The organism is Paenibacillus sacheonensis (assembly GCF_009909195.1).
In the GTDB taxonomy this organism is placed as follows: Bacteria; Bacillota; Bacilli; order Paenibacillales; family Paenibacillaceae; genus Paenibacillus_Z; species Paenibacillus_Z sacheonensis.
In genome coordinates, this window is sequence record NZ_JAAAMU010000014.1 from 1 (window position 1) to 26,157 (window position 26,157).

The following is a 26,157-nucleotide window of genomic DNA, read 5'->3' on the forward strand; positions in this document are numbered from 1 at the left end:
TGAAGACGACGAGGTTGATAGGTTCGAGGTGGAAGCGCAGCAATGCGTGGAGCTGACGAATACTAATCGGTCGAGGGCTTATCCTAGAAGTTATCCCGTTGTTCAGCTAAGCAAGACACCTTTCGCAAAGGTTCGTATCCAGTTTTCAGAGTGTAATGCCTCAGGCTTTTACATCTCTACATAGGATTGCGGCGGTCGTGGCGAAGGGGTTAACGCACCGGTTTGTGGATCCGGCATTCGTGGGTTCAAGTCCCATCGGTCGCCCCATTGACTCCTATGAACATCATCATGCGGAAGTGGCTCAGCGGTAGAGCATCGCCTTGCCAAGGCGAGGGTCGCGGGTTCGATTCCCGTCTTCCGCTCCATCCAACAATCACGTCTTTTTATTTGCGTTCTGCGCAAGTAGAGGCGTTTTTTTGTGTTTTCTGACAGAAAACGCGCTGCGGCTGAAGATTTTTTAAAGGCCATCATGTATGATTACATCAAGATTTGAGACAAGGAGTCACATGATGGAGTTGGGGGAGTCAACATGTACGCGTTATTAATCGTAGACGACGAGAAATGGGTTCGGAAGGGACTTCGTTTAACGATCGATTGGGAAGCGGAAGGCATCGAGGTGCTGGGCGAGGCGCGGGATGGGGAAGAGGCGCTCCGGATGATCGAGGAACGAACGCCGGATTTTATTATTTCGGATATCAAGATGCCGCGCATGGACGGATTAGCCCTCCTCGAAGCGGTGAAGGCACGCAGGCTTCCGACGAAGATGATCATGATCAGCGGCTACAGCGACTTCAGCTACGCGCAGAAAGCATTGAAATGCGGGGTAGTCGATTACGTACTGAAGCCGATCGAAGAGACACAGATACTAGGCGTCATTCGTAAATGCGTAGATGAATTAAAGCAAGAGCAGGACAACCACCGGCATTTGGAGCAAATTACAGGCTGCATGAGGGAAAGCCTACCGCTTGCAAGACAGCGCTTTCTTGAAGATCTGCTGCTGGGAGAGAACGGGTTCGGCCACAGCCGGGATACGACCCGGGAAGCGCTGGATATTCGGCTGAATCCGGATCGGCTTCAGGTGATTGCCGTTCACGTCTACGCGTGGGGAGCGAATGCGGATGATCCCGGCAGCCGCTCTTTGCTTCGTTACGGCTTGGGGAATATGGCCGAGGAGATCGGGGCGCTCGCCGGAGAAGTCATGGCTTGCCCGCTCGATGAACGCGAGGAAGCCGATCTAGCCATCCTGCTATCTTCTTCGAGGAGTCATGATGCTGCCATAACGGATGCGATGAATGCGCTCATGAAGTCAGCTTCCCAATATTTGAATATGGGCATAACGATCGGAGTAAGTCGGGAAAGGACGATGAGCGAACTGCCAGCCTCCTTCCGGGAGGCAGTCTCTGCCTGTGCCTATGCCTTCTATGAAGGGTATGGCAAGGTATATGAGGCGGCCCGCCGCCCAGCTTCGTCGGCGCTGCCTAGCCTGCATCCGGGCCAAATCGGTCCACCGGGCTGGGACAGCCGGCTCGTTCATGCCATCAAGCTGAATAAAGATGCGATGGTTAACGATCTGGCGGAAGAGCTGTTCCAGCACATTCGGGCGTCGGCTGCCAAATACGCTCCGCTTACGCTTCGGAAAGGCGTGGAGAATCTGCTGCAGGAAGTCGAGCAAAAGTTGGAAGCCGGTTACCAGTCGGGCAAGGCTGCCGATCATGACAACCCTGGCATTCAAATTCGTCTCCGGCTTCCTTGGTGCAGCGTCGATGAGCTGCAGTCCGAGCTTCCGGCATTGTTTCAGCAGCTGCTCCAGGTGACGGGTACGCTCGGAAATCGCAAAAGAGTGATCGAACTGGCACTGGATTATTTAGAAGCGCATGCCGCGGATGCCGTTACGATGAACGGGGTCGCCGAGCATTTTTACCTGAACCCTTCGTATTTCAGCAAGCTCTTCCATGAGGAGACCGGCGAAACGTTCAGCAAATGCCTGGCACGGTTTCGAATCGACAGAGCCAAGCTCCTATTGAAGGATACGAAGCTGAAGGTCTACGAAGTCGCCGAGAAAGTCGGGTATCAGGATTTCCGCCATTTCACCAAGGTGTTCAAGGAGCAGGAGGGAATCACGCCAGGGCAGTACCGGGACGTAGGCATCTCGTAAATTACCGCAACCAATGCACGGCAAGTGCTGCTATTACCGCAATCGGGGGGAGAAGGGGCAGTGAACCTTCATACGTATTTTCATTGGCGGTCCATCGGCTTCAAGCTGTTTATCCTGTTTTTCGTCAGCATGTCCGTTTCGATTACGGCTGTCGGCTATCTGTCCTACACCAAGGCTAACGGCATCATCCGCGATAATGTATCACAGATCGCTTTGCAAACGGTTACACAAACGAACAAGCGGTTGGAGCTGATGCTGGACGAGTATGCGAGTCGGTCCGATTTGATTTTCGGGGACAAGAAAATTCAGAAGGGCATGCTCGGCGAATTTCAGGACAGCTACGACCAGACGTCGACGATGCAGCAAATTTGGAGCTTTCTCTCCAATATGGTGAACGCGAAGAACGATACGCTTAATATATTCATACTGGGAGAGAAGCACACCTCCTACCGCTACCGCAATACGATCAATCCTTTCGCGGAGCTGCCGCCGGCCAGCCGAGAGCAGCAGGAGCAGGATTGGTACAAGGCGATCAAGGCGGCGGACGGTAAAATCGTCTGGTACGGCATCCGCCCTTCCTTGCTTCCGACCTCATACGCGGGGCAAAGCACGGAGGAACCGGTTTTCTGCATCGGACGAGCCATTAAGGACTTGGACGGCAAAGGCTCCATCATCGGGGTGCTGGTCATGGAATTCGATCCTGCAAGCATCCGGCAGCTGCTGTCGGAGGTGGATTTTCATGCGGGGGGCAGCCTGATGATCGTGGACAGCGGAAACCGGGTCGTAGCGGATTCGGACGGAAGCCGCATTATGGCGCCTTCCGGCATCGAACTTCCGGTCTCCCAAAGCGGGACGCTCTATAATGAGCTTCAAGGCGAGAAGATGATTACCGTCTTCGACGAGAGCGCCGTTAACGACTGGAAGCTGGTCGGGATGGCTCCGCTCAAGAAGCTGGAGGGCGATTCCAGCCAGATCGGCGTCTATACGCTCCTGCTGGTCGCCGGGTTCACGCTGATCTCGATCGTGCTGGCGCTCGTGGCCGCCAGGCAGATGCATCGGCCGGTCATTACGCTGCTTCGCTCGATGCGCAAGGCCAGCGATGGGGATTTCGACGCGCGAATCACGACGGCCCGCCGGGATGAATTCGGGGCGTTATTCTCCACGTTCAATGTCATGGTCGCCCGAATCAAGCAGCTGATCGACGAGCTGTACATTCAGAAGCTCATCAAGACCGAAATGCAGTTGAAGATGATGGGGTCGCAGATCAACGCGCATTTCCTGTACAACACGCTCGATTCCATCCATTGGATTTCCCGCATCTACAAGGTCGACGAGATTAGCACGATGATCTTCGGCCTGTCGCGCTACCTGCGTCTTAGCTTGAACGAAGGCAAGGAATTCGTCACGGTCAAGGAGTGCGTCGACTTGCTCGAGAGCTATTTGTCCATCCAACAGATTCGGTACGAGGACAAGTTCACGGTTCGGATGTCGACGGACCCCGAGCTGTTGGAGCGGAGGGCGCTCAAATTCGTCTTTCAGCCGCTTGTGGAGAACGCGATTTACCACGGACTCGAGAGCAAGCTGGACGAAGGACGCCTCGATATCAACTGGCACAGCCGAGACGGCTTGTTGATCTTCGAGGTGAAGGACGACGGTGTCGGCATTCCGGCGGACAAGCTGGCGGAGCTGCACGAGATGCTCGGCAGCGAGGAGCTGCAGGTCGAGCGGAATTTCGCGCTGAAGAATATCAACAGCCAGATCAAGCTGACGTACGGCAAAGAATACGGGCTATATATCGAAAGCGAAGTAGGCGCAGGCACGACAGTGAGGTTGACCATCCCACTGCGATGAAGTCAGCCGGAGAGGAGATGCGGCAATGAATAAGCTTAAGACTTTACCGTTAACGGCCGGCCTCGCTGCGGTTCTATTGATTTCCGGCTGCGATTCGGCACGGCCGAAGGCGGCGAACGCGGGGATAAATTCGGGGTCGTCAGCGGATGAGCAGGTGACGATCGATTTTTGGTACCCATGGGGAGACGCCTATCCGAGCGAGTTCAAGAAGAACGTCATCGACGTTTTCGAGCGGGAGCATCCGAACATTAAGGTCAAGATGACGTACGTGGAGAACACCGGCAGTACGCAAGCCTCGGATAAGCTGCTGACCGCCATTGCCGGCGGCACTCCGCCGGACGTGGCCTTATTCGACCGTTTCCTGGTCGGCTCGTGGGCGGCGCGGGGCTATCTGGAGGATTTATCCTCGTACGTCGGCACGTCGGGCATTCTTCCCTCCGATTATTACGCACCCGCGTGGAAGGAAGTCGTCTACGATGGCAAGGTTTACGGCCTGCCGTGGAGAGTCGATGACCGCGCCATGTATTATAACAAGACCATGATGCAAGCCGCTGGTCTCGATCCCGACCGGCCGCCGAAGACGCTGGACGAGCTTGACCGCATGGCCGAAAAAATGTTTCGCCAGAACGAAGACGGGCAATACGAGCAGGTCGGCTTCGTTCCTTGGATGAACCAGGCATTCTTCTATGTCAACGCATGGAATATGGGCGGCAGCCTGCAGAACTCCGCCGGCGAGCTGACGCCGAACGCGCCCGCAAACGTCAAGGCGCTGCAATGGATGGCCGGCTACGCCAAGAAATACGACGTCGCCAGATTGACCAGCTTCGCGGAAGGACTGGGACAAACGGGCGTCAATTTGTTTTGGACCAACAAGGTCGGCTTCGTCTACGATGGCAATTGGATTCTCGATGATCTTGCTGCCGTCAAGCCGAGCTTCGAATGGGGCGTTGCGCCAATGCCTTCGGCCGAGGGCAAACCCCGCATTACGTGGTCGGGCGGCTGGTCGTACGTCATGCCCAAGGGCGCGCAGCATCCGAAGGAGGCATGGGAATTCATTCGCTTCGTGGCACACAAGGAAGGCACGCTGCTGTGGGCTCGGAGGCAGAATGCCGGCAACGATATAACGGCGATGCCCGCCGTCAATGACGAGCTGAAGCTGGCGGATAATCCGCGGCTGAAAATCTTCCTCGACATGATGCCGAATGCGTATACGCGGCCGGTCACGCCTGTCGGCTCCCTGCTTTGGAACGAGACGCAGCGCATCCAGGAGCTGGTCATCCACGGCAAGGGAGAACCGAAGCAGCTGCTGGACGAGCTGAAAAAGAACGTGGATAAGGAAATCAAGAAGCTCGAGGAGTAGGAAGGTTGGCATGATTTTATAAAGGATTCTTTCTTTTTGGCAGACGGGGGCGATGGGCGTTGCACTATAATTACAATCAAGAACCGGAGCGACAGGAGGAAGACGGCATGCGGGAAAACGCTGCTGCGTATGCGATCCCGCTGCGTCTGCTGCAGCGGCTGATGCTGCATCCGATCCGCATCGGGGGGCTGTCGGTCATCCTGTTGGATGCGCTGTCGGCAGAGCACGATGCGGATTGGGCGCACCCGCCTCACCGGCATCCCTGGTATGAATTCAACTACGTGTCGCGAGGCGGATTGTTCACGACTTCGGCCGGCGAGGAATTTCGGATCGAGGCAGGCCAGTCTTATTTGATTCCCCCCGGAGCCGTCCATGCACATCGGCATGGGCGCGGAGAGTCGGATGACGGCTTCTGCCTCCGCTGGCAGATCATGCTGGAGGACGGCCGGCCGGCGGACGGAATGAGCGAGGAAGCTGAGTTTATCCGCTGCTTCTCCCAGGTACGGCCCTACGCGCTGAAGGCGGAGTCGGCCGCGCCGTTGTTGGCGCTTCGGACGGATATGAGCCTGCTGACGCTGGAGACGGCCTTCGCGGGCTGGATGACGGGGCTGTTCGAGGATTGGCGTGCCAGGGCGGCGGAGCATCCGGTGCAGGCGCAGGACCATGCGGACGTCATCGTCCGGCAGACGCTGCTTTTCCTGCAAGCCTACTATGCGACCGAGCTGCGCGTGCAGGAGATCGCGAACGCGCTGCATGTCAGCTATCGCACGCTTGCAAGGCTGTTCCGGCAGCAGACGGGGCTGACGGTCGTGGAGAAGCTGAACGACATTCGAATCCGGCAAGCGAAGAAACTGCTGATCGAGACCGACCTGCCGATGAAGCAAATCGCGTTCGCGGTGGGTTTGAAGAACGAGTTTTATTTTTCGAATTTGTTCAGCCGGGTCGCAATGACGACGCCATCGGATTTTCGAGGCCTGCACAAGGTGCCGCAGGTCTAGGCAAATAGGCAAACAGGCAAACAGGCAAACAGGCAAACAGGCAAACAGGGAAGCAAGGAAGTAAGCAAGCAGGCTGATAAGGGAGAGGGGCAATCGGAATGCATCGGATCGTGCAAACCATGATCAATAAATACCCGGAGCTGAACGCATGCGCGCAGGATACGGAGCTTGCCTGCGGACTGCTCGTTGATGCTTATCGGAGCCGAGGCAAGGTGCTCGTCTGCGGCAACGGCGGAAGCGCGGCGGACAGCGAACATATCGTTGGCGAGCTGATGAAAGGTTTTATGTCGAAACGGCCGGTGCCGGACGCATTCAGGGCGAAGCTTGGGGAGCTGTTCCCGGCAGAGGGCGGCTCGGTCGCCGACCTGCTGCAGGGAGCGCTGCCTGCGATCTCTCTCGTCAGCCATTCGGCGCTGATGACCGCGTTCATGAACGACGTCTCGGCTGAAACGGTGTTTGCCCAGCAGGTGTACGGGTACGGCCGGGAAGGCGACGTCTTGATCGGCCTTAGCACTTCCGGCAATTCGCTGAACGTCGTGCGGGCCATGCAGGTGGCGAAGGCACTTGGCGTGCGGACGATCGGGCTGACCGGACGGAGCGGAGGGCGCATGAAGGAGCTGTGCGACGTGACGATTCGCGTGCCGCATGACAGCACGCCGGACATTCAAGAGCGGCATCTGCCGATCTACCATGCGCTCTGCATGGTCGTGGAGGAGGCATTCTTCGGGGCATGAGCATGAATCTGCTGGCAGGTATCGATATCGGAGGAACCAAATGCGCCGCAAGTCTTGGCATGCTGGACGGTGAAGACGGCATCCGCATCGTCGGCAAAACGCGGATCGCCACGCCGGCAAGCCCCGAGGCTGCGATTGCGCAAATCATGGAAGCGCTTCATGCGGAACTGGAGAAGCATCCGGACGGCAGGCTCGCCGCGATCGGCATCAGCTGCGGCGGTCCGCTGGACAGCCGGCGGGGGCTCGTATTATCGCCACCGAATCTGCCGGGCTGGGACGCGGTCGACCTCATAACGCCGTTCGCGGAGCGGTACGGCGTCCCTGTGGCGCTGCAGAACGACGCCAATGCCTGCGCGCTGGCGGAATGGAAGTGGGGCGCCGGCCGGGGCTGCCGCAATATGATCTTCCTGACCTTCGGCACGGGCATGGGGGCGGGCCTGATTCTGAACGGCGCGCTCTATGCGGGAACGAACGACATGGCGGGCGAGGTCGGCCATGTGCGGCTCGAGCCGGAAGGTCCGGTCGGCTACGGCAAGGCCGGTTCCTTCGAGGGCTTCTGCAGCGGGGGCGGCATCGCGCAGCTCGCGCGGCGCATCATCGCGGAGCGAATCGATGCGGGCGATGCGCCCGGCTTCTGCAGGACGCGCAAGGAGCTTCCCGCGTTGACGGCCGAGATCGTCGGCCGTGCGGCGGAGCAGGGCGACGCGCTCGCACAGGAGATCTATCGGCTCTCCGCCCGGAAGCTCGGCCGCGCGCTGGCCGTGCTCGTGGACGTGCTGAATCCCGAGCGCATCGTCATCGGCAGCATCTACGGCAGGCAGAAGGCGATCATGGAACCGATCGTGCTGGAGGAGCTGCACCGGGAATCGCTGCCGCTGTCCGTATCCGTCTGCGAAATCATGCAGGCGGGACTGGGCGAGGGAATCGGCGATTACGCCAGCTTGTCCGTCGCATTGAACCATCTAATCGAGAGAGGGGAAGTCATCGAATGACGAAGCAAGCGAGCATTCATCTGATCGGCAACGCGCATCTAGACCCCGTATGGCTGTGGCAATGGCAGGAGGGCTACGCCGAGATCAAGGCGACGTTCCGTTCCGCGCTGGACCGCCTGAAGGAATATCCGGAGTTCGTCTTCACCCGTTCCTGCGCGGCGTATTATGCCTGGATCGAGGAGAACGCGCCGGACATGTTCGAGGAGATCAAGGCGCGCGTGGCCGAAGGCCGCTGGGTCATCGTCGGCGGCTGGTGGATTCAGCCGGACTGCAACCTGCCTTCCGGCGAGTCCTTTGCCCGGCATGGATTATACGGTCAGCGTTATTTTCAGGAGAAGTTCGGCGTCATGGCGAAGGTCGGCTATAACGTCGATTCGTTCGGGCATAACGGCATGCTGCCTCAGCTCTTGAAGAAGAGCGGCATGGACTATTACGTGTTCATGCGGCCGGAGAAGCACGAGAAGGAGCTTGAGAGCAACTTGTTCTGGTGGGAGTCCGAGGACGGCAGCCGCGTGTTGACGTTCCGCTTGTCGGACAATTACTCGAGCAGCTGGGGCACGCCGTTCGCGGACAAGGTTCGCAAGCACGCGAACATGGCGGATGCGGACGGACATGCGCACATGACGTTCTACGGCGTCGGCAACCACGGCGGCGGTCCGACGATCGGCAACTTGGAAGCGATCAAGGAACTCCAAGCCGAATACGGCAAAGAAGCGTTCGTTATCAGCACGCCGAACCGCTATTTCGCCGAAATCGAAGCCGCGAGACCGGAGCTTCCGGTCCTGAAGGACGAGCTGCAAATGCATGCCGTCGGCTGCTACTCCACGCACTCGGAGTCCAAGGAGAACAACCGCCGAGCGGAACATCGCCTGCTCACGGCGGAGAAATTCTCGTCGGCCGCGACCGTGCTGCTCGGCCTGCCTTACCCGTCGGCGCAGCTGAAAACAGCGTGGGAGAACGTGCTGTTCAACCAGTTTCACGACATCATGGGCGGCTGCAGCATCCGCGAGGCGTTTCAGGACGCCCGCGAATCGTACGGCGAAGCGCTCCATCTCGCGGCAAAGGCGCTTAATGCGGCGACGCAGCGGATCTCGTGGTCGATCGATACGATGAAGCCGGAGGTCAAGACGCTCAGCAAGGACAAGAACTGGCTGTCCTGGGAGCAGGGCGATCTCGGCACGCCGTTCGTCGTCTTCAATCCGCTGTCTTGGGATGTCGAGGTGCCGGTCCATGCCAACCGCAAGATGACGGGCGTCGAGGACGACCGGGGCACTGCGGTGCCGTTCCAAACGGTCCGCGCTTCGCGGACGAACGGGCAGGACAATTGGGATACACTGTTCCTGGCCGAAGTGCCGGCAATGGGCTACCGCGTGTACTGGTGCTATCTGAGCAAGGAGCCTGCTCCCGCTGCGACGCTCGAGACGCCGGCGACGGCCGAAGGCAGCGTGCTCGAGAATGCGTTCCTGCGCGTCGAATTCAATCGGCATAGCGGCGCGGTCGCGAGCCTGCTGGATAAACGGACGAATACGGAGGTGCTTGGCGGACCCGGCGCGGTGCCGGTCGTCATCGACGAGCATCACAGCGATACGTGGGGACACGGCCTGCACAGCTACCGCGATCTGATCGGGTACTTCGCGGATGCCGAGGTGAAGGTACTGGAGAACGGACCGCTGCGCGCGACGATTCGCGTCACCAGCCGGTACAACGATTCCGTGCTGCGTCAGGAATTCACGCTGCACGCCCATTCGGCGGAATTGCGGGTGAACGCGAAGCTCGACTGGCGGGAGAAGCACAAGATGCTGAAGCTGTCGTTCCCGGTCGCCGTGGAGCGGCCGGAGTCGTATTCGGAGATCCCGTACGGCTTCATCCGCCGGGACACGGACGGCAAGGAAATGCCGGGCCAGCAATGGATCGACGTGGCCGGTCATGCGCCGGGAACGGAAAACGTTCGCGGCTTGGCGATTCTGAACAACGGCAAATACGCCTACGACGTGCTGGGCGGCGAAGCGCGGATGACGATCGTGCGGAGCCCGATCTACGCCGATCATTACGGCGAACGCGATGACCGGGTGGAGTACATGGACCAAGGGCAGCAGGAATTCGCTTACGTGCTCGCGCCGCATCAAGGCGTCTGGCAGGATGCGGGCATCGTGCGCAAAGCCTATGAATTGAACGTGTCGCCCGTCGGCGTATGGGAAACGTACCATGAAGGATCGCTGCCGCAGCAGCAAACCGGCATCCGGGTCTCCTCCGCGGATGTCGCCGCGACGGCCCTCAAGCAGGCGGAGGACGGCGACGGCTGGATCCTGCGCTGCTATGAAACCGCGGGGCGTCCGGCGGAAACGGCTCTCGAGGTGCCGATGCTGAACCGCCGGTGGTCCAGCTCGTTCGGGAAATGCGAAATCAAGACGTTCCACATTCCGAGCGACGCCGGGCTTCCCGTCCGCGAAGTAAATCTGATCGAATTCGAAACGGCCGAGTAAGGCTGCGAGCGTTGAAGCGCGGTTGCTGCCAAATTAGACTCCCGAGCATGTACGTTTGCATTTGCAAGCCAACCTAGCACCCATGAGCGATCCCCTTGTCCGGCCGAAGGCCGGATATGGGGATTTTTTACTTTTCGGACCGATTCCGGTCCCGCGGCCGAACAAACAAAATTTGCACACAAAAAACAAAACCGCCCGCGTGGGAAGCCTTTCCAAGTCCGCGTAGAATTGACCTTGCAAGCAACTATAACGAAAAAGGCAGGGGAAGCATTCATGGCACGTAAGAAACGCCAGCTTATGGCATCCGTGGTCGTGCTGACATGCGCGGCATCCTTAGTACTTACCGGCTGCGGCTCCACGAACGACAATGCATCGAATAACGGGGCAAGCAACGCTTCGGGCAATACGTCCGGCAACGCGGGCGCATCGAATTCCGGGGAATCCTCCGGCAAAGTGACGAAGATTACGTTCTGGCATCCATTCGGCGGCGCGACAGAGAAAGCGGCCATGGACGAAGGCGTGAAGATGTTCAACGAGACGCATAAGGACATTCAAGTCAAGGCCGAGTTCATCGGCGGCAGCGGCCAAGGCAACGGCATCACCGACAAGCTGACCGTGGCGATCAACGGAAGCAACCCGCCGGACGTCGTCGTGTTCGACCGGTTCATGGTGCAGCAGTGGGCAAGCGAAGGCCTGTTCGAAGAGTTGACCGAGAACGCGCAGGCGAACGGCGTGACCGCGGATCAATTTTACGACTTCTCCTGGAAGGAAGCGTCGGTGGGCGACAAGCTGTACGCCATGCCGTTCACGACGGACGACCGGGCGCTCTTTTACAACAAGACGCTGTTCAAGGAAGCGGGTCTCGATCCGGAGAAGCCGCCGACCACGATCGCGGAGCTTGACGAGTATGCGGAGAAGCTGACTAAGAAGAACGGCAGCCGCTATGACACGCTCGGTTTCATTCCATGGATGGGCCAAGGCGGCGTGCTGACATGGGGCTGGGCGTTCGGAGGCAAATACCAGGATCCCGCTACGGGCAAAATCACGGCGAACGATCCGGCGATCGTCAAGGCGCTTCAATGGGAGCAAGGCTACGCGGCGAAATACGACGCCAAGAAAGTCGGAGACTTCGCTACGGCCGTAGGCGGCGACATCAATCCGTTCGCGGCGGGCAAAGTGGGCATGATCGTCGGCGGTTCGTGGGAGATCGGCCAGTACAAGGACGTCAAAGGACTGGACTACGGGGTAGCGCCGCTGCCGTCGCAGACGGGAACGGATCCGACGACATGGGCCGGCGGCTGGTCGTTCATCGTGCCGAAGGGCGCGAAGAACAAAGACGCGGCGTTCGAATTCGCCAAATTCATGACGATGGAAGACGGCGCCAAGAACTACGCGGAGAAAACCGGCTGGTTCATCTGCCAGAAGGACATGAACGCGCAGCTCTCTTGGGTACAAAGCGAACCGCGCTACAAAACGTTCATCGACATGTTCCCGACGGCGTACGCGCGTCCGATCATCAAGAAAGGCCAGTTCTTCTTTGACCAATTGAACGCGGCGCAGGACAAGGCGCTGAACAGCAAGGGCGACGCGCAGAAGCTGCTGGACGACGTGACCAACAAGACGAACGCGGAGCTTGAGAAAAAATAGCAACGGACAGGGCGGCGATCACGATCCCCGCCCTTCTACTTTACAAGGAGGTGCAGCGACGATGATGAATGCGATTCGCCGTCAAAAATACGGCTGGCTGTTCATCCTGCCCTGGCTGCTGGGCATCCTGATCTTTTATTTCTATCCGCTGATGTCTTCGTTCTACTATAGTTTTACCGAATTCAACGGCTTCCACGTCAGCAGGTTCGTCGGCTTCGACAACTATGCGGAACTGATCCGCGACGAGCTCTTCTGGATCTCGGTCAAAAACACCTTCGTCTATGCCGCCCTGGCGGTGCCGATCGGACTGGTGCTGGGCATTTTCCTGTCCGTGATGCTGAATATGAAGATCAAAGCACAGGGCATCTATCGCGTTATCTTCTTCATTCCGACGCTGTTTCCGATCGTCGCGACCGGCGTCCTCTGGCAGTGGCTGCTCAACTCGCAGTTCGGTCTGGTCAATTACGTGCTTTACGAGCTGCATCTGCCGCAGCCGTCCTGGTTCGGCGACGAGCTGTGGTCGAAGCCCTCGATCGTGTTTATCGCGCAATGGTGCGTCGGCTCCGACATCCTGGTCTTCCTGGCGGGCTTGCAGGACATTCCGAACGATTATTACGAAGCGGCGACGATCGACGGCAGCGGACCGTTCCGCAAATTCCGTTATATCACGCTTCCGCTGATGTCGCCCGTCATCCTGTATTCGGTCATCATGGCCATGATCGGCGCGCTGCAGCAATTCGTGCTCCCGTTCATCGTCTCCAACGGAACCGGCGGCCCCGCCAACTCGACGCTGTTCTACAACATGCTGCTGTACAAAAACGCATTCGCCTTGTTCAAGATGGGGCAGGCCAACGCGATGGCTTGGATGATGTTCGCGGCCGTCATGGCGCTGACGATATTCTTGAACTGGACCTCCAAACGCTGGGTCCATTACATGGGCGAATAGGAAGGTGCCGCGATGAAACGAGACCGAAAGCAACGCATGACCCATTTGAGCGTTCACGTCATTCTGATCGTGTTCAGCCTCTTTTTCCTAATACCGATCTATATCATGCTGTCCACTTCGCTTAAGACGCAGGCCGAAACGTTGATCTTTCCGATCCAGCTGATTCCCGAGAGCTGGAAGTTCAGCAATTATTCCAACGTCTTCACGCTGATTCCGTTCGGACGGTATTTCTTCAATACGACCTTTATCTCGGTGATGAATATTGTCGGCGTCTTGTTCAGCTGTCCGCTGGCCGCCTACGCGCTCGCCAGGCTGCAGTGGAAAGGCCGGGAATTCATCTTCTACGTCACGCTCGGCGTGATGATGATTCCGTATGCCTCGACGATGGTGCCGGTTTATATGATATTCACGAAAGCGCATATGATCGGCTCGTATTGGCCGCTGATCCTGCCCGCTTTCTTCGGTTCTCCGTTCTTCATCTTCCTGCTGCGGCAGTTCTTCAAGGGCATGCCGCGGGATCTCGAGGATGCGGCGCGCGTCGACGGCTGCAGCGAGCTGGATATCTACGCCAAGATCTTCCTGCCGCTGACGAAGCCGGCGCTGCTTACGATCATCATTTTCCAATTGATCAACTCCTGGAACGATTTCATGGGGCCGCTGATCTACCTGCAGGAGTCGTCCAAGTACACGCTGCAGATCGGCCTGCAGCAGTTCAAGCTTGCGCACGGGACCGACTGGCCTTCGATGATGGCTGCGGCGTTTCTTATCTCGATGCCGATCGTGGTGTTGTTCTTCTTCATGCAGAAGAGGTTTATGGAGGGGATTACGTTTACGGGCATCAAGGGGTAAAGCACGACCCGCGGGAGGGGGGCTCCGGTCGGTATGGGTTTCCGCTCGCTGTTGTAGTTCTGATTGACCTCCGACCCGAATCGCTTCGAAGAACTTTTTTGGGAACGGGTTTAGGAAGGCGGCCTAGGATTCGCCTTCTTGGCGATTTAATGATGAAGCGAGGATCAGCCGACTTCATATCGACTTTGTCGATTTGAAGTCGCGCTTATTTTAAAGCGAACACAAAGATAGAACGCAAAGCATAACATCAACCTTAAATCTAGCCTAGAGGTGGCTTTATATTGGAGGCGACTTCGCGCGATATCTTCGCTTTCTCAAAGTTTTTGTTTACCTCGGGGAAGATTTTTGTTACTATTATCGCAATATTTCAAATGCGATGATGAGACGAGTAAATAAATCAATGCTTCACAGAGAGCTCCGTCAGCTGAAAGGGAGCAAGCGTTGTTTATCGAACAAAGACTCAGAGCCGCGCGCCGGAACCCGAGCGGGGATGGCGCGACAGGAGCTCCTGTTACAGAGCTAGAGTATAAGCATTACAGCGTAATGCCGTACTCGAAGAGGCTGATATGGCGACATATGAGCGAATTTGGGGTGGTACCGCGAGTATAATAATCTCGTCCTCAAGACTGATTATAGTCTTGGGGGTGGGATTTTTTTGTACGCAGGAAAGTTGGTTTGGATGGACGGAAGATACACCAATTCCGGCGGTTTGCATAGTAATTTAGAAGACGATGAATGATTAATGATAAATAGTTGAAGGGAATGGAATAATCGATGACGGCAAAATTGAAGGTTGGTATTGTAGGCGGAACGGGCATGGTGGGTCAGCGGTTCGTTCAATTGTTAGAGGATCATCCGTGGTTCGAAGTCACGGCCATTGCGGCTAGCGCAGGCTCGGCCGGCAAGACATACGAGCAGTCCGTGCAAGGAAGATGGAAGCTGTCCGGCCCGATTCCGGAAGGGGTCAAAGGAATCGTCGTGCAGGATGCCTCGAAGGTGGAGGAAGTCGCTGGACCGGTCGATTTTATTTTCTGCGCGGTGGATATGAAAAAAGCCGAGATTCAAGCGTTGGAAGAGGCTTACGCCAAGACGGGCACGCCCGTCGTGTCCAATAACTCGGCTCATCGTTGGACGGCGGACGTCCCGATGGTCATCCCGGAAATCAATGATGGACACCTGGAAGTCATCGCGGCTCAGCGCAAGCGGTTAGGTACCGAGACGGGCTTCATTGCCGTGAAGCCGAACTGCTCCATTCAGAGCTATGTGCCGGCATTGCACGCGCTGCGTGAATTCAAGCCTAGCACGGTGGTGGCCTCGACGTACCAAGCGATCTCCGGGGCCGGCAAAACCTTTGCCGATTGGCCGGATATGTTGGATAACGTTATCCCGTATATCGGGGGCGAAGAAGAGAAAAGCGAGCAGGAGCCGCTCCGCATCTGGGGCAGCGTCGAGAACGGCCAAATCGTGAAAGCAAGCGCGCCGCTGATCACGACGCAGTGCATTCGCGTGCCCGTGTTGGATGGCCACATGGCCACCGTATTCGTCTCGTTCGAGAACAAACCTTCGAAGGAAGAAATTCTCGAGCGCTGGCAGCAGTTCAAAGGACGGCCGCAGGAGCTTGAACTGCCGAGCGCGCCGAAGCAGTTTATCACGTACTTCGAAGAAGAGAACCGCCCGCAGACGAAGCTGGACCGCGACATCGAAGGCGGCATGGGCGTATCGGCAGGCCGCTTGCGCGAGGACTCCCTGTTCGATTATAAATTCGTCGGACTGTCGCATAACACGCTGCGCGGCGCTGCGGGCGGCGCTGTCCTGATTGCCGAGCTGCTGAAAGCGGAAGGCTACATTCAAGCCAAATAGTTAAGACGGCGTCGGCTCCACGTAGCGAGCGCGACGTTCCTATGTCAACCAAAGAGCCCCGCGGCTGTCCGCGGGGCTCTTTGTTATCGTTGTAGATGGAACGAAAGATTATCCGATTGCGATCACTTCGGCTGCCAGTTCATAGCCTTCCGGACCGGCAATGTCCAGCTCGACCGATGCCGGGGCCGCGACGCGCAGCTTCATGATTTTCGAAGCCTCGTCGAGCTGCCAGGAGACGTCGATGCGGCCGCTGCCCGGAAGCGGAACCGAGCCGCGCGCCCATGTCAGGCCTGACGGCTGCGGCGTAATGCCGACCTTCGTCCAGCCGGGCGTAACGCCGCGGATGCCGAGCACCTCGGAACCGAGGAAGAAGGCCGGGCCGGCCGACCAGGCATGGCAGTGGCTGCGAGTCAGCATGTTCTCGTTGTACGAGATATTGCTTGTCGGGTACACTTCCCACACGGTCGTGGCGCCCTTATCGACCATGGCGCCGTATCCGCTCAACATGTCCTTCGTCATGACCTCGTGCAAGCCAAGCTTCGCCAGCGCTTCATGATAGAAGAACGACATGAACGGGCTGCCGATTTGGACGAAAGCAGCCGGCGGATTCATGATATAACCTTTCAGCGTTTCGGCGCGTTCGCCGTCCGCAATGCCGCAGAGGCTCGCGACGACCTGGGTCTGCATGCTGAGCGTCGACGAGGGGCTTCCGTCGACATGAATGCAGTCGATATAAGCTTGCCGCCGCTCATCCCATAAATGAGCGTTAATCGCGGAGCGGAGGCGGTCCGCCGCGTCCTCGAACTTGCCTTGTTCAGCTTCGTCTTCGGCTGCCGCCGCGAGCAGTGCCGCGTCGCGCAGCGCCTTCACGAGGAACATGTTCTGCGGCGAGACGACGCCATCTTCCGGCTGCTCGAACGCTGCCCAATCGAGCAGGTTCCAGCCTTTGATCCGCAGCAGGCCGCGCTCGTCGATCTTCTCGAGGTAATGCTCCAGCGTGAAGCGGACATGCGGCCACAGCTCGCGGGCGAACGCGGCGTTGCCGGTATACTCGTAATGCTCGAGGCAGGCCGTCACCCAGAAGAACGTCCAGTTCGGAATGGCGCTGCTCCAGCCGCTCGGAACCTGATCGCCGTAGAGCGGCGTTTGGAAGGCCGACTCCGGGACGAGACGCAGGATGCGCTCGACGATCTCGGTCGAGCCGAACGCGTAATAATTGATGAGCGAAGCATTGCGCGCGTCCCCGACCCAGAAGGTCTGCTCGTAGGCCGGGCAGTCGACGAACGTATCCTCCATGCACATCCGCGTCGTGTCCCGGCTGATGCACCAGATTTCGTTCAGCATCGCATCGCTGGATTGGAACGTACCGGCGTTGGATACCGGAAAATTGCTCTGCAGCAGCTTGACGTCGAACAGCTTCACCGGACGTGACGCCCCGCGCACGGTCACCGCCATGTAACGAAGCCCGCGGCGGACGAGCGACGTATACGACTGTCTGCCTTCCCGGCACGTATAGCGCAGCGTGTTGTCCAGCTCGTACGTATACTGACGCCAGCCGTCGCGCATGTATTCGAATCCGTAAAAATCGACGATCGTGCCTTCGCCGGCATCGAGCTCAAAGGCGATATACCCCGTCAACTCGCGGCCAAAATCGATTAGGATCTCCGTATCCAGCTCCGCATGGAGCGGGATGATCCCGGCGTCGGAGCTCGGCAGAACGGCACGCTGCAAGGAAGCCGGCATCGGCTGAGGCCGATCGACGACGCGCCAAGCGGTCTGGCTGTAAACATCGGACGTATGGTACAGCCGCGGATCGATCTCCCGCACCAAATCCCGATAATCGTCGAGAAGCTGCTGCTGCGTGGCGGCTTGCTTCAGCTCCATATATATGGCGGGCTCCCGGTCGATCGTTTGCTCCGGCTGGTGATCGATATGCTCCGCGAAGCCGAAAGGACCGATGACGGCGAACGGTACCGTCGCTTCCGGCGTCCCATGCGAGGCTGAGCCGCTGCCCTCCTCGAGCGGCGAACGTACGTCGAACGACACGTCGCTGTGCAAGCCCAGGTGGTAGGCATGTCCATGCGAGCCCCTGTTCAGATCGAGAAGCATCAAATGCTCGCCGGCTGCGAGGCGCGCCTGTACGAACTGCTGCGGCGCTTCGCCGTAATAGTCCGCTTCCGCGCACCACTTGCCGCCGAGGCTGACGCGCAGCGGAATACGCCCGTTGTCGACGCTGCCGATCGTGAGCACGCCTTCTTCCGCCATCGTAACGACCGCGGCCAGCAAGCCGACGAACGAGATGGGATTCGCATGGTTGACGCTCTCCGGGACCAACAGGGTACGTACGTCGAACGCCGCGCTCCAAGTGACCGGCTTCACGAAGTTCATTTCTTCCACGCGCGCGGGGTACATCGGTTCTTCGGTCAAATAAGGAATCGGCCGCGGCGAAAGCGTCGTCCACGGCGCCATGCCGGCCGCGCCGATGACTTCCGCATTCGACCAGCCGGAAGCGTCGAAGCCGGATTGCTTCCAGCCTTCGTCCCAGCCGCGGCTGTCGAAGCGCTCGGTGAATGGCAGTTGGCAGGAGATGCGCTGCGACGTTGCGTCGTAAGCGGCGTGCAGCGCGGTCTGCCAAGAAGCATCCGTTGCAAGCAGCGTCTCCGTGCCGCCGGCATCGCAGCGATCCACTTGGAGCAGCAGGCCGCCGCGTCCGCGCAGGTATTGAAAGGTCGCCAGGCCGTAGTGCAGGACGATGACCGCGATCGTGTTGGCCGTACCGCCGTTCAACAGGTGGCCGATCTCGTATTCGTCATAAGGCAGGTTGGCAGGGAAAGCTCGTACCGGTCCCCGTCCGACCTGCGTTCCATTGACATAGAGGACGTAGCGGGAATCCGCCGTGAGCTTGAGCTTCGTCTCGGCGCCGGCCGTTCCTTCGTCCTCGTAATGAAACGTTTTACGGAAACAACGCCATTCGTTGCGCGGGCTGGCTTCGCCTTGCGCCCAAATCCAAGATGCTTGCCACATTGTATAGTTCCTCCTTGAAATCGTCTTCATAGCTCCATTGTAAGGGAGTTGATGCGTTTGGATAGGGCGCGATCCCGACGTGAATGGCATTCAATCCCGACATGCTAATCGATGCGGTTTCAGTCAAGCGGCAATTGGAACACCCATGCGGACGATACGGGTCAGAAAGGGTTATTTTGTTGCCATAACGAATGAGCAGGGCAGCAGACCGCCGAATTCGGCCTGCCATTCGGTTGAGAACGCTTTCCTCGAACGCGGCCCGTGTCTTACAATGACACCAAGCCGACAACGGCTATGCGGTCTAAGGGGACATGGGTGAATGAAGGCTGGAATCGGGCTTCGATGGCAAGCGAGAAGAACGGCTGCTGCGGCGCCGGAAAGACGGCTCGGAAAAGAGGCGGTGACCGCGCTTCTGATTCATGGCTGCTTTCAGTTCGGAGCCTCCATGTCGGGATTGTTTCTGAATTTGTATTTATGGCGGCTTACGCAGGATTTGTACGTCAACGGCGTCTATAACCTCATCGTATTCTTGGTTACGCCGGCGGCATTCGCGATCGGAGGCAAGCTTACGAAGCGCAAGGACCGGATGGTCACCTACCGCCTCGGCATCATGGCAATCGCGGTTTTCTACCTGTTCGTGGTGCTCGCGCAGGAGCACGTCGCTTCTTGGTACATCCCGTTTGCCGTCTTTAGCGGCATCGCGGGCGGGTTGTACTGGACCGGATACCTGGTGCTGATGTACGACGTATCGACGGAGCAGAACCGGGTTCGTTTTCTGGCGGTCAACATGGTCGTATTCAACTCGGCGGGATTGATCGGGCCGGCGCTGGCCGGATTTATCATTCATCTGAGCGGCGGGCTCAGCGGCTATATTTTCGTGTTCTTGATCGCCTTTCTCATGTTCGTCGCGGCGTCGGTCATCAGCTTCCGCATTCCGATGCTCGTGTCGCACCATAAGGCGTATTACTTGAAGCTGATGGGACTGGTCATGCGGCGCAACTCGCTTTGGGTCAGAGGACTCGCCGCTTTCCTCGTTCTCGGCTTGTTTCAGGGCATCATGCTTTTCCTGCCCAATATTCTGCTCTTCCAAACCGTCGGCCGCGAGGATCTCGTCGGTTATTTGGGCGTGTTCTTCTCTGGGCTTACCGTCGGTATGGGCTACATGATATCCAGGCGGGTCGGCAAAGAGCCGGTGCGCAAATTCGTGCTGTACTCATCCGGCGGCATCGTGCTCGGGTCCGTTTTTCTGCTGTACGACGTGACGACATGGACCGTGGTCGTGTTTATGATCGCGTTCTCGATCTGCAACCCGCTGGCGGTCAATACGCTCACCTCCTACTATTATGGCTTGATCGGCAAGCTGCCGCTCAAAGGCCAGCTTCGGGTCGAATCGGTCGTCATGCGCGAGGCGTTCCTGAATACGGGACGGGTCGTCTCGATTCTGCTGCTGCTCGTGTTGTCCGGCGACCTGACGTCCTATTGGCTCCCTGTCGTTCTGGTCTTCATGGCGGTTATGCAGTTTGCGCTGTTCTGGCTGATCCGGGAGTAGCTGCTGCGGGGCTTGCATCCTGAACGGCTTCCATCGCTTGCCATACATATTTCATCCGTTCGCCTCATACGATGTAGTCTCGTACGAAGGGGGTGCGCGGCATGGACGTTTGGAAGGAAATGAAACGCCTGCAGGTGGAGCAGGTCGTGTTCTGCCAGGAGGAGCGGTCCGGGCTGCAGGCGGTCATCGCCATTCATAGCACGAAGATGGGTCCCGCGCTGGGCGGCTGCCGGATGTGGGTCTACGATTCGGAGAACGATGCCGTCGCGGATGCGGTCCGGCTGGCGCGAGGCATGACGTATAAAGCCGCCTTCTTCGGACTGCCCTACGGCGGAGGCAAGGCGGTTATCGTGGGCAATCCGTCCACGGATAAGAGCGAAGCGAAATTCCGCGCCTTGGGCCGGTTCATCGATCGGCTGCAGGGACGCTATTTGTCGGGTGTCGATCTCGGTACGACGGTGCGGGATATGGATTGGATTCGGCTGGAAACGGCTCATGTGACCGATACGACGGGCACTTTGATGGCGACAGGCGATTTTACGGCGGAAATGACGGCTTACGGCGTGTTCCTCGGCATGAAGGCATCGGCCGATTACTTGCTGGGCAGCGGCGATCTGAGCGGGCGGACCGTCGCGGTGCAAGGGCTTGGAAAGGTCGGGTTTCTGTTATGCGGGTTGCTCCGCGACGCGGGGGCGAGCCTGATCGTCACGGACATCGATCAGCTGCTCGTGGACCGGGCGGTGAAGTCGTGCCATGCACGCGCGGTGGCGACGGACGCCATCTACGGCGAGAGCTGCGATATTTTCGCTCCATGCGCGCTCGGCGGCATTCTGAACGACGACACGATACCGAAGCTGCGGTGCGCCATCGTCGCGGGTTCGGCCAACAATCAGCTGCTGGAGGAGGCGCGTCACGGCGAAGAGCTGGAGCAGCGAGGAATTCTGTATGCACCGGATTTCGTCATCAACGCGGGCGGACTCATCATCACGGCCGGGGAGCTGCAAGGGCAGTCCGTGCAGGAACTGAAGCGCGGCGTGGAGCGCATATACGGTATGCTGCTGGCGGTCTATCGCCGCGCGCGAGCCGAGACCGTGCCGACAGGTCAGGCCGCGAAGCTGATGGCGGAGGAGAAGCTGGCCGCGCCTTGAGGGCGGTGCGGACGTGAACGGGCTTGGGCACGTAATGGAAGCGTGTAAGCAGAGCAAGGAATAGTGAATGGAATAGGCAAGGATTAAGGAACATTGCAATGAGTAGTGATAAGAACAGTAGAAGGAATAGTGATTTGGAGCAGAACATGAATGAGTGAATAGACCGGAGCAAGAAACAGTGAATGGAACAAGCAAGGAACAGAGTAAGGACCGAGCAAGGAACATGAAATGAAACGAGTTGAACAGCCTATATAGACAGAAAAAGACGGCTCGTCACTCTTCGGAAGAGTCGAGCCGTCTTTCGGTTTGCCGTTTGCGCGCCGTCGTGAACGGAAACCATGTCGTCGCCACGAAGCCGAGCGCCGGCTTCCGCCTTTTTCCCCTATTCTCCATCTGGCTGCCCGGCATGAGCGTCTCCAGCTCCTTCTCCACCTGCCGGTACTGCCTCAGTTTTGCTTCCGTGTACGGTACCAAATATCCATTCATCGCTGTTTCCTCCCTGGTTTTGTTCTACCTTCATTATGGGGGAGCGAAAAGGGGATAAAAAGTGTAGAATGTAAGAAATGGATTTCCCCTTTTAACGAACAAGGGAGATGGAGAAGGAGGCCGGACCATGCAGGGAGTACATGCGGAACGTTACTTGGAGCTGTATTCGCGCTTCGCGGAGCGCGGGGTCTTCGGGGCGCCGATCGAAGCGACGCTGGGCGAGCTCGCGCAGGCGCTGTACTGTACGGCTCGCAACGCCAAGCTGATTCTGCGCCGGATGGAGGAGGAGGGCTGGATTCATTGGCGGCCCGGCCTGGGAAGAGGCAACCGGTCGCATATCGTGTTCCGGGCGGAGCGGGAGACCGTGCTTCTGGACGCCGCCAAGGCGTTTGCGGGCAAGGAGAGCTACAAGCAGGCGTTCGAGCTTATCCTCAACCATGGCGAAGGGACGCTTGCCAAGGATCGCTTCAACGAATGGCTGACGCGGCACTTCGGCTACCGCTCTGAAGGGGACGGCGGCGAGCGTCAGGTGGACACGCTCCGGCTGCCCGTTCACGTGCCGCTCGTCACGCTGGATCCCGCAGAGGTGTATTATGCGTTCGACGCCCATATCATCCGCCAGCTGTTCGATCGGCTCGTGCGGTTCGATCCGGCTGCGGATCGGGTAAGCCCTGCGCTGGCGCATGCTTGGGAGTGCTCGGCTGACGCGAAGCGGTGGCAGTTTCATTTGCGGCGGGGCGTATTCTTCCATCACGGGCATGAGCTGGACGCGGAGGACGTGCGCTTCACGCTGGAGCGGCTGCGGGATGACCGTTCGAACAGCTGGCTGCTTCGCAATGTCGTCGCCATCGAGACCGCCGGCCGTTCCGTCGCGATCGAGCTGGCCAAGCCGAACCGGATCTTCCATCGCTTCCTTTGCTCGACGGCCGCTTCCATACTGCCCAAGGATGCCATCCTGCTCGACGAGGAGGCGTTCTGGCGGCAGCCGTCCGGCACGGGGCCATTTCGTTTCGCGGAGTGGAACGAGGATCGATTCACGCTGAAAGCGAACGCCGACTACTATCAAGGACGCGCGCATCTGGACGGCGTCGTCATCGCTTTCGTGCCGGCCGATCAAGCGGCGCAGTCGGCGCACTGCTGGGAGCGGCTGGCATTCGACCATGACGACAAGGAGAGAAAGGGAGACAGCGGCGACAGCTGGGCCGAAGTGGAATCGCTGCTGCAGGGCTGCATGCTGCTGACCTGGAACCGGCGGATGGACGGACCGCAGCGTTCGCCGCTCTTCCGCAAGGCAATCGACCTGCTGCTCGATCGGTCTCGCATGGTCGAGGAGCTGGGCGAGGAGCGCATCTACGCCGCGCGCGGGTTTCGCCCCGGCGCGCATACGCCGCTCCGCCACGTGCGCTGCGACGGAGAACAGGCACGCGGGCTTCTGCGCGATGCAGCCTATGGCGGCGAGCCCTTCACGATCCTCACGAGGCCCGTGCATATGCTCGACGCGACATGGATGCAGGCGCGCTGCGCGGAATTCGGGGTTCCGGTGGAGATTCGGCTATTGGACGGACATGACCATCGCGATGAAGAGGTGCTGCGGGAAGCGGATGCCATTTTGTACAGCCTCGTGTTCGCCGAGGACGAGGTGTGCGAGATCGAGACGTACGAGCAGCGGGGAAGCTTCCTGAACGCCCATATGGATCCGCAGCTGTTGGATTGGGCCAAGGAACGGATCGATCTGGCGGTCGCGTCGCCAACGACGGAACAACGGCGGTTTCTGCTGGACGAGATCGAGGAGCGGGTCCGGGAGGAGACGCAGGTGCTGTTCCTGCTGCACAAGAAGAGCCACAAAGCCTACAAGCCGAGCTTGCGCGGAATCGCGCTGTCGCCGCTCGGCTGGATCGATTTCAAGGACGTATGGGTGCAATCCGGGGAGGGGGAAGCGCCTCCGGAGGGCGCTTAGGAAGCGCCGCCGAGAAACGCGTGAATCCGCTGCAGCATGCCGAGCGTTATCACGTGATTAAGCCTCTCGAACGTATGGAATTGAACGAAGTCTGCAGAGCCGGGCCGCTTCGCGAGCTCATCGGCGAAATATTGCTGGCTGCCGATCGGAACGATCGTATCCTCCAGGCCGTGCAGCAGCAGAAGCGGCTTCGCCGGGCCGGAGAGAATGCGGTTCATCGGGTCATGCGGGGACATGGCGGCGCGATCTCCCGGCTCCATCGGGGGCAGGCCACTCGACTCGCGCAGGAGCTCTTCGAACCGAATCCAGGCGCATGAACCGTTGATGACGACCGAGGAAGCGATATGAGGCGATCCAGCGTGCACGCCCGCGGCGATAAAGCCGCCGGCGGAATGCCCGATGACCGTGACGGGAAGCTCCGATTCGCTGGAGAGCTCCGCGGCGATCGCGTCCACTTCTCGAACGCCCTGCAGGACGACTTCCCAGAAGCGGGTCTGCAAGGTCTCGGTTTTCCAATAATCAAGGGTGCCCCGCTCGCCATGCCAGGGCAGCTCGGGAACGATTACTTTGCGGCCCCAGCCTGCGATTTGGGATGCGAAGAAGGCGTAGCTGTCCATCGTGGATCCCCAGCCGTGCAGCAGCACGATTTGGCCTACTGGCGCTGTCGCCGCAGAAAAGGCAAGGCAGGGCATGCCGCTAATTTCGCCTCGCTGTTCGTGTGTATTCAAATGTTCACATCTCCTATGTCATGCCGATGGTCAAACATGATGCAAGGGTAGTCTTGACTAGCAGTATACTCGATTTGGCCTGCGGTTTCGAATGGCGGCGATGCTCACGGGAAGCCGAAGCCTGTTATACTATGGAAGACGATAAACGACGAGGATGAGGTGCTTGTGCGATGACAGTGGACATGGAAGTATTAAAATACCCGATCGGACGGTTCGCGGCTCCGGCCGAAATGACCGATGCGGTTCGCGCGCGGTGGATCGAGGAAATCGCAGCGCTGCCGGCTCTTCTGAAGGACGCTGTAAGCGGCTTGTCCGAGGCGCAGCTGGACACGCCGTACAGAGACGGCGGCTGGACGGTCCGTCAGGTCGTGCACCATCTCGCGGACAGCCATATCAACAGTTATATGCGGTTCAAGCTGGCATTGACGGAAGAGAAACCGACCATCAAGCCTTATGATGAAGAACGCTGGGCGGAGCTGCCCGATTCGGTCGGCACGCCGGTAGAGCTGTCCCTCGATCTCGTGGAAAGCCTGCATGCGCGATGGGTCAAGCTGCTGGCCAGTCTGAGCGAGACGGAATACAAGCGTGCCTTCGTGCACCCGGAATCCGGCAGAGAGACGCCGCTCGACCGCAATCTCGGCATTTATGCGTGGCACGGTAAGCATCACCTGGCGCATATTACGGAGCTGAAGAAGCGGATGGGCTGGTAAGCTCGGAAGCGCCTGCCTTTTTTGAGGTGGGTGAATAAGTTGCGCGACGCATGACGCGGAGTTCCAAGCGAACGAGTCCGGCATCCGTCTGCGTCGCGGCATGGAAAAGGTGTTTATGCCGCCTACGCCTGCTTCCCGTCATGAGACTGGAAATCCAGCATTCATTCTCTCGCGTACTCTCGAATAAGTGCATATCTGCACCTAATTATCGAAGAACAGCATGCTGCCCTCGAAATAAATGCAAAAGTGCACTTATTCGGACGGTTGTCGGCGAAAATGATTGGAAATCGGTCAATTAGTTGCAGATTTGCATCTATTTCCATTTTTCCGAAGGTAATCGTCGAAAATAAGTGCAGCTACGCACTATTTCGTGCGGAAGCTTGTTCAGGTGCGTGACACTCGTAGCGGTCAGCTGCGCGTATGAGTCGCAGCTTCGGCGGATGAGCAGCTTGCGAACGTTCAACTTAAAAACAGCCAGTCCCGTATCGGGACTGGCTGTTTTTACTGACACGATTGAAATGCCGAGAACAACTCCCGAGAAAAATGCGCGGTTTCCTTCCGGCTGCCAAACACTCACGCCAGTCCCGTATCGGGACTGGCTGTTTTTGCTGGCATGATGGAAATCCCGAGAACAACTCAAGAGCCCGATGCGCTCGTTCCGGGCGCAAAAACGCTCACGT

18 protein-coding genes, 2 tRNA genes, 1 rRNA gene and 1 other annotated feature are annotated in these 26,157 nt (G+C 58.5%); of the genes, 18 read left to right on the plus strand and 3 right to left on the minus strand.

All coding sequences use genetic code 11. From position 1 onward, the window contains the following. The 14 genes from GT003_RS22525 to asd form a co-directional block, all read left to right on the plus strand. A 23S ribosomal RNA gene (locus GT003_RS22525) occupies nucleotides 1–86 on the plus strand; the annotation flags it as partial. 105 nt (nucleotides 87–191) lie between these two features. Continuing rightward, nucleotides 192–267: transfer RNA gene (locus tag GT003_RS22530), tRNA-His, on the plus strand. 23 nt (nucleotides 268–290) lie between these two features. Further along, nucleotides 291–365 (plus strand) — tRNA-Gly (locus tag GT003_RS22535). Nucleotides 366–529: 164 nt separating this feature from the next. Then, a complete protein-coding gene (locus GT003_RS22540) occupies nucleotides 530–2,155 on the plus strand; it encodes a response regulator transcription factor (protein WP_161702105.1) in 1,626 nt (541 codons plus the stop codon). Nucleotides 2,156–2,215: 60 nt separating this feature from the next. After that, nucleotides 2,216–4,006: a histidine kinase gene (locus tag GT003_RS22545; protein WP_161702107.1), complete on the plus strand. Its 1,791-nt coding sequence runs from the start codon at nucleotides 2,216–2,218 to the stop codon at nucleotides 4,004–4,006. A gap of 25 nt (nucleotides 4,007–4,031) precedes the next feature. Further along, on the plus strand, nucleotides 4,032–5,366 hold the full coding sequence (locus GT003_RS22550) for an ABC transporter substrate-binding protein (RefSeq protein WP_161702109.1): 1,335 nt from the start codon (nucleotides 4,032–4,034) through the stop codon (nucleotides 5,364–5,366). A 107-nt stretch (nucleotides 5,367–5,473) separates the two neighbouring features. Further along, nucleotides 5,474–6,364, plus strand: a complete 891-nt coding sequence (locus tag GT003_RS22555; protein ID WP_161702111.1) for a helix-turn-helix transcriptional regulator — start codon at nucleotides 5,474–5,476, stop codon at nucleotides 6,362–6,364. 98 nt (nucleotides 6,365–6,462) lie between these two features. After that, a complete protein-coding gene (locus tag GT003_RS22560) occupies nucleotides 6,463–7,098 on the plus strand; it encodes a D-sedoheptulose-7-phosphate isomerase (protein ID WP_161702113.1) in 636 nt (211 codons plus the stop codon). Further along, nucleotides 7,095–8,090, plus strand: coding sequence for an ROK family protein (locus GT003_RS22565; RefSeq protein WP_239566065.1), 996 nt, complete (start codon nucleotides 7,095–7,097; stop codon nucleotides 8,088–8,090). The genes GT003_RS22560 and GT003_RS22565 overlap by 4 nt, the downstream gene beginning before the upstream one ends. Beyond that, nucleotides 8,087–10,573 (plus strand): alpha-mannosidase, encoded by a 2,487-nt coding sequence (locus tag GT003_RS22570; protein ID WP_161702115.1) that lies wholly within the window; start codon nucleotides 8,087–8,089, stop codon nucleotides 10,571–10,573. The genes GT003_RS22565 and GT003_RS22570 overlap by 4 nt, the downstream gene beginning before the upstream one ends. A 273-nt stretch (nucleotides 10,574–10,846) precedes the next feature. Beyond that, the gene (locus tag GT003_RS22575; protein WP_161702117.1) at nucleotides 10,847–12,220 is read left to right on the plus strand and encodes an ABC transporter substrate-binding protein; all 1,374 of its coding nucleotides are present in this window, start codon (nucleotides 10,847–10,849) and stop codon (nucleotides 12,218–12,220) included. Between the two features lie 61 nt (nucleotides 12,221–12,281). Beyond that, nucleotides 12,282–13,166 (plus strand): carbohydrate ABC transporter permease, encoded by an 885-nt coding sequence (locus GT003_RS22580; RefSeq protein ID WP_161702119.1) that lies wholly within the window; start codon nucleotides 12,282–12,284, stop codon nucleotides 13,164–13,166. Between the two features lie 12 nt (nucleotides 13,167–13,178). Next, complete coding sequence (locus GT003_RS22585) at nucleotides 13,179–14,015, plus strand: carbohydrate ABC transporter permease (protein ID WP_161702121.1); 837 nt, start codon at nucleotides 13,179–13,181, stop codon at nucleotides 14,013–14,015. 367 nt (nucleotides 14,016–14,382) lie between these two features. After that, nucleotides 14,383–14,640: a binding site (T-box leader), on the plus strand. Nucleotides 14,641–14,789: 149 nt separating this feature from the next. Further along, nucleotides 14,790–15,875 carry an aspartate-semialdehyde dehydrogenase gene (asd, locus tag GT003_RS22590; RefSeq protein WP_161702123.1) on the plus strand — a complete coding sequence of 362 codons (1,086 nt, stop codon included), beginning with the start codon at nucleotides 14,790–14,792 and terminating at the stop codon, nucleotides 15,873–15,875. 108 nt (nucleotides 15,876–15,983) lie between these two features. Here the strand turns inward: asd and GT003_RS22595 are convergent, their stop codons facing one another. After that, nucleotides 15,984–18,899: a family 78 glycoside hydrolase catalytic domain gene (locus GT003_RS22595; protein WP_239566064.1), complete on the minus strand. Its 2,916-nt coding sequence runs from the start codon at nucleotides 18,897–18,899 to the stop codon at nucleotides 15,984–15,986. 319 nt (nucleotides 18,900–19,218) lie between these two features. On the opposite strand from GT003_RS22595, the gene GT003_RS22600 reads away from it, so the two are divergent. Continuing rightward, on the plus strand, nucleotides 19,219–20,448 hold the full coding sequence (locus tag GT003_RS22600) for an MFS transporter (protein WP_161702127.1): 1,230 nt from the start codon (nucleotides 19,219–19,221) through the stop codon (nucleotides 20,446–20,448). 101 nt (nucleotides 20,449–20,549) lie between these two features. After that, the gene (locus GT003_RS22605) at nucleotides 20,550–21,596 is read left to right on the plus strand and encodes a Leu/Phe/Val dehydrogenase (protein WP_161702129.1); all 1,047 of its coding nucleotides are present in this window, start codon (nucleotides 20,550–20,552) and stop codon (nucleotides 21,594–21,596) included. Nucleotides 21,597–21,869: 273 nt separating this feature from the next. Here GT003_RS22605 and GT003_RS22610 read toward each other — a convergent pair whose 3' ends face one another. Next, on the minus strand, nucleotides 21,870–22,082 hold the full coding sequence (locus GT003_RS22610; RefSeq protein ID WP_161702131.1) for a hypothetical protein: 213 nt from the start codon (nucleotides 22,080–22,082) through the stop codon (nucleotides 21,870–21,872). A 127-nt stretch (nucleotides 22,083–22,209) separates the two neighbouring features. Between GT003_RS22610 and GT003_RS22615 the strand changes: the two genes are divergently transcribed. Beyond that, nucleotides 22,210–24,039, plus strand: coding sequence for an ABC transporter substrate-binding protein (locus tag GT003_RS22615; RefSeq protein WP_161702133.1), 1,830 nt, complete (start codon nucleotides 22,210–22,212; stop codon nucleotides 24,037–24,039). Here the strand turns inward: GT003_RS22615 and GT003_RS22620 are convergent. Further along, complete coding sequence (locus tag GT003_RS22620) at nucleotides 24,036–24,767, minus strand: alpha/beta hydrolase (protein ID WP_161702135.1); 732 nt, start codon at nucleotides 24,765–24,767, stop codon at nucleotides 24,036–24,038. The two genes, GT003_RS22615 and GT003_RS22620, sit on opposite strands and share 4 nt — an antisense overlap. Nucleotides 24,768–24,949: 182 nt before the next feature. Between GT003_RS22620 and GT003_RS22625 the strand changes: the two genes are divergently transcribed. Further along, a complete protein-coding gene (locus GT003_RS22625; RefSeq protein ID WP_161702379.1) occupies nucleotides 24,950–25,477 on the plus strand; it encodes a YfiT family bacillithiol transferase in 528 nt (175 codons plus the stop codon). Nucleotides 25,478–26,157 lie beyond the last annotated feature (680 nt).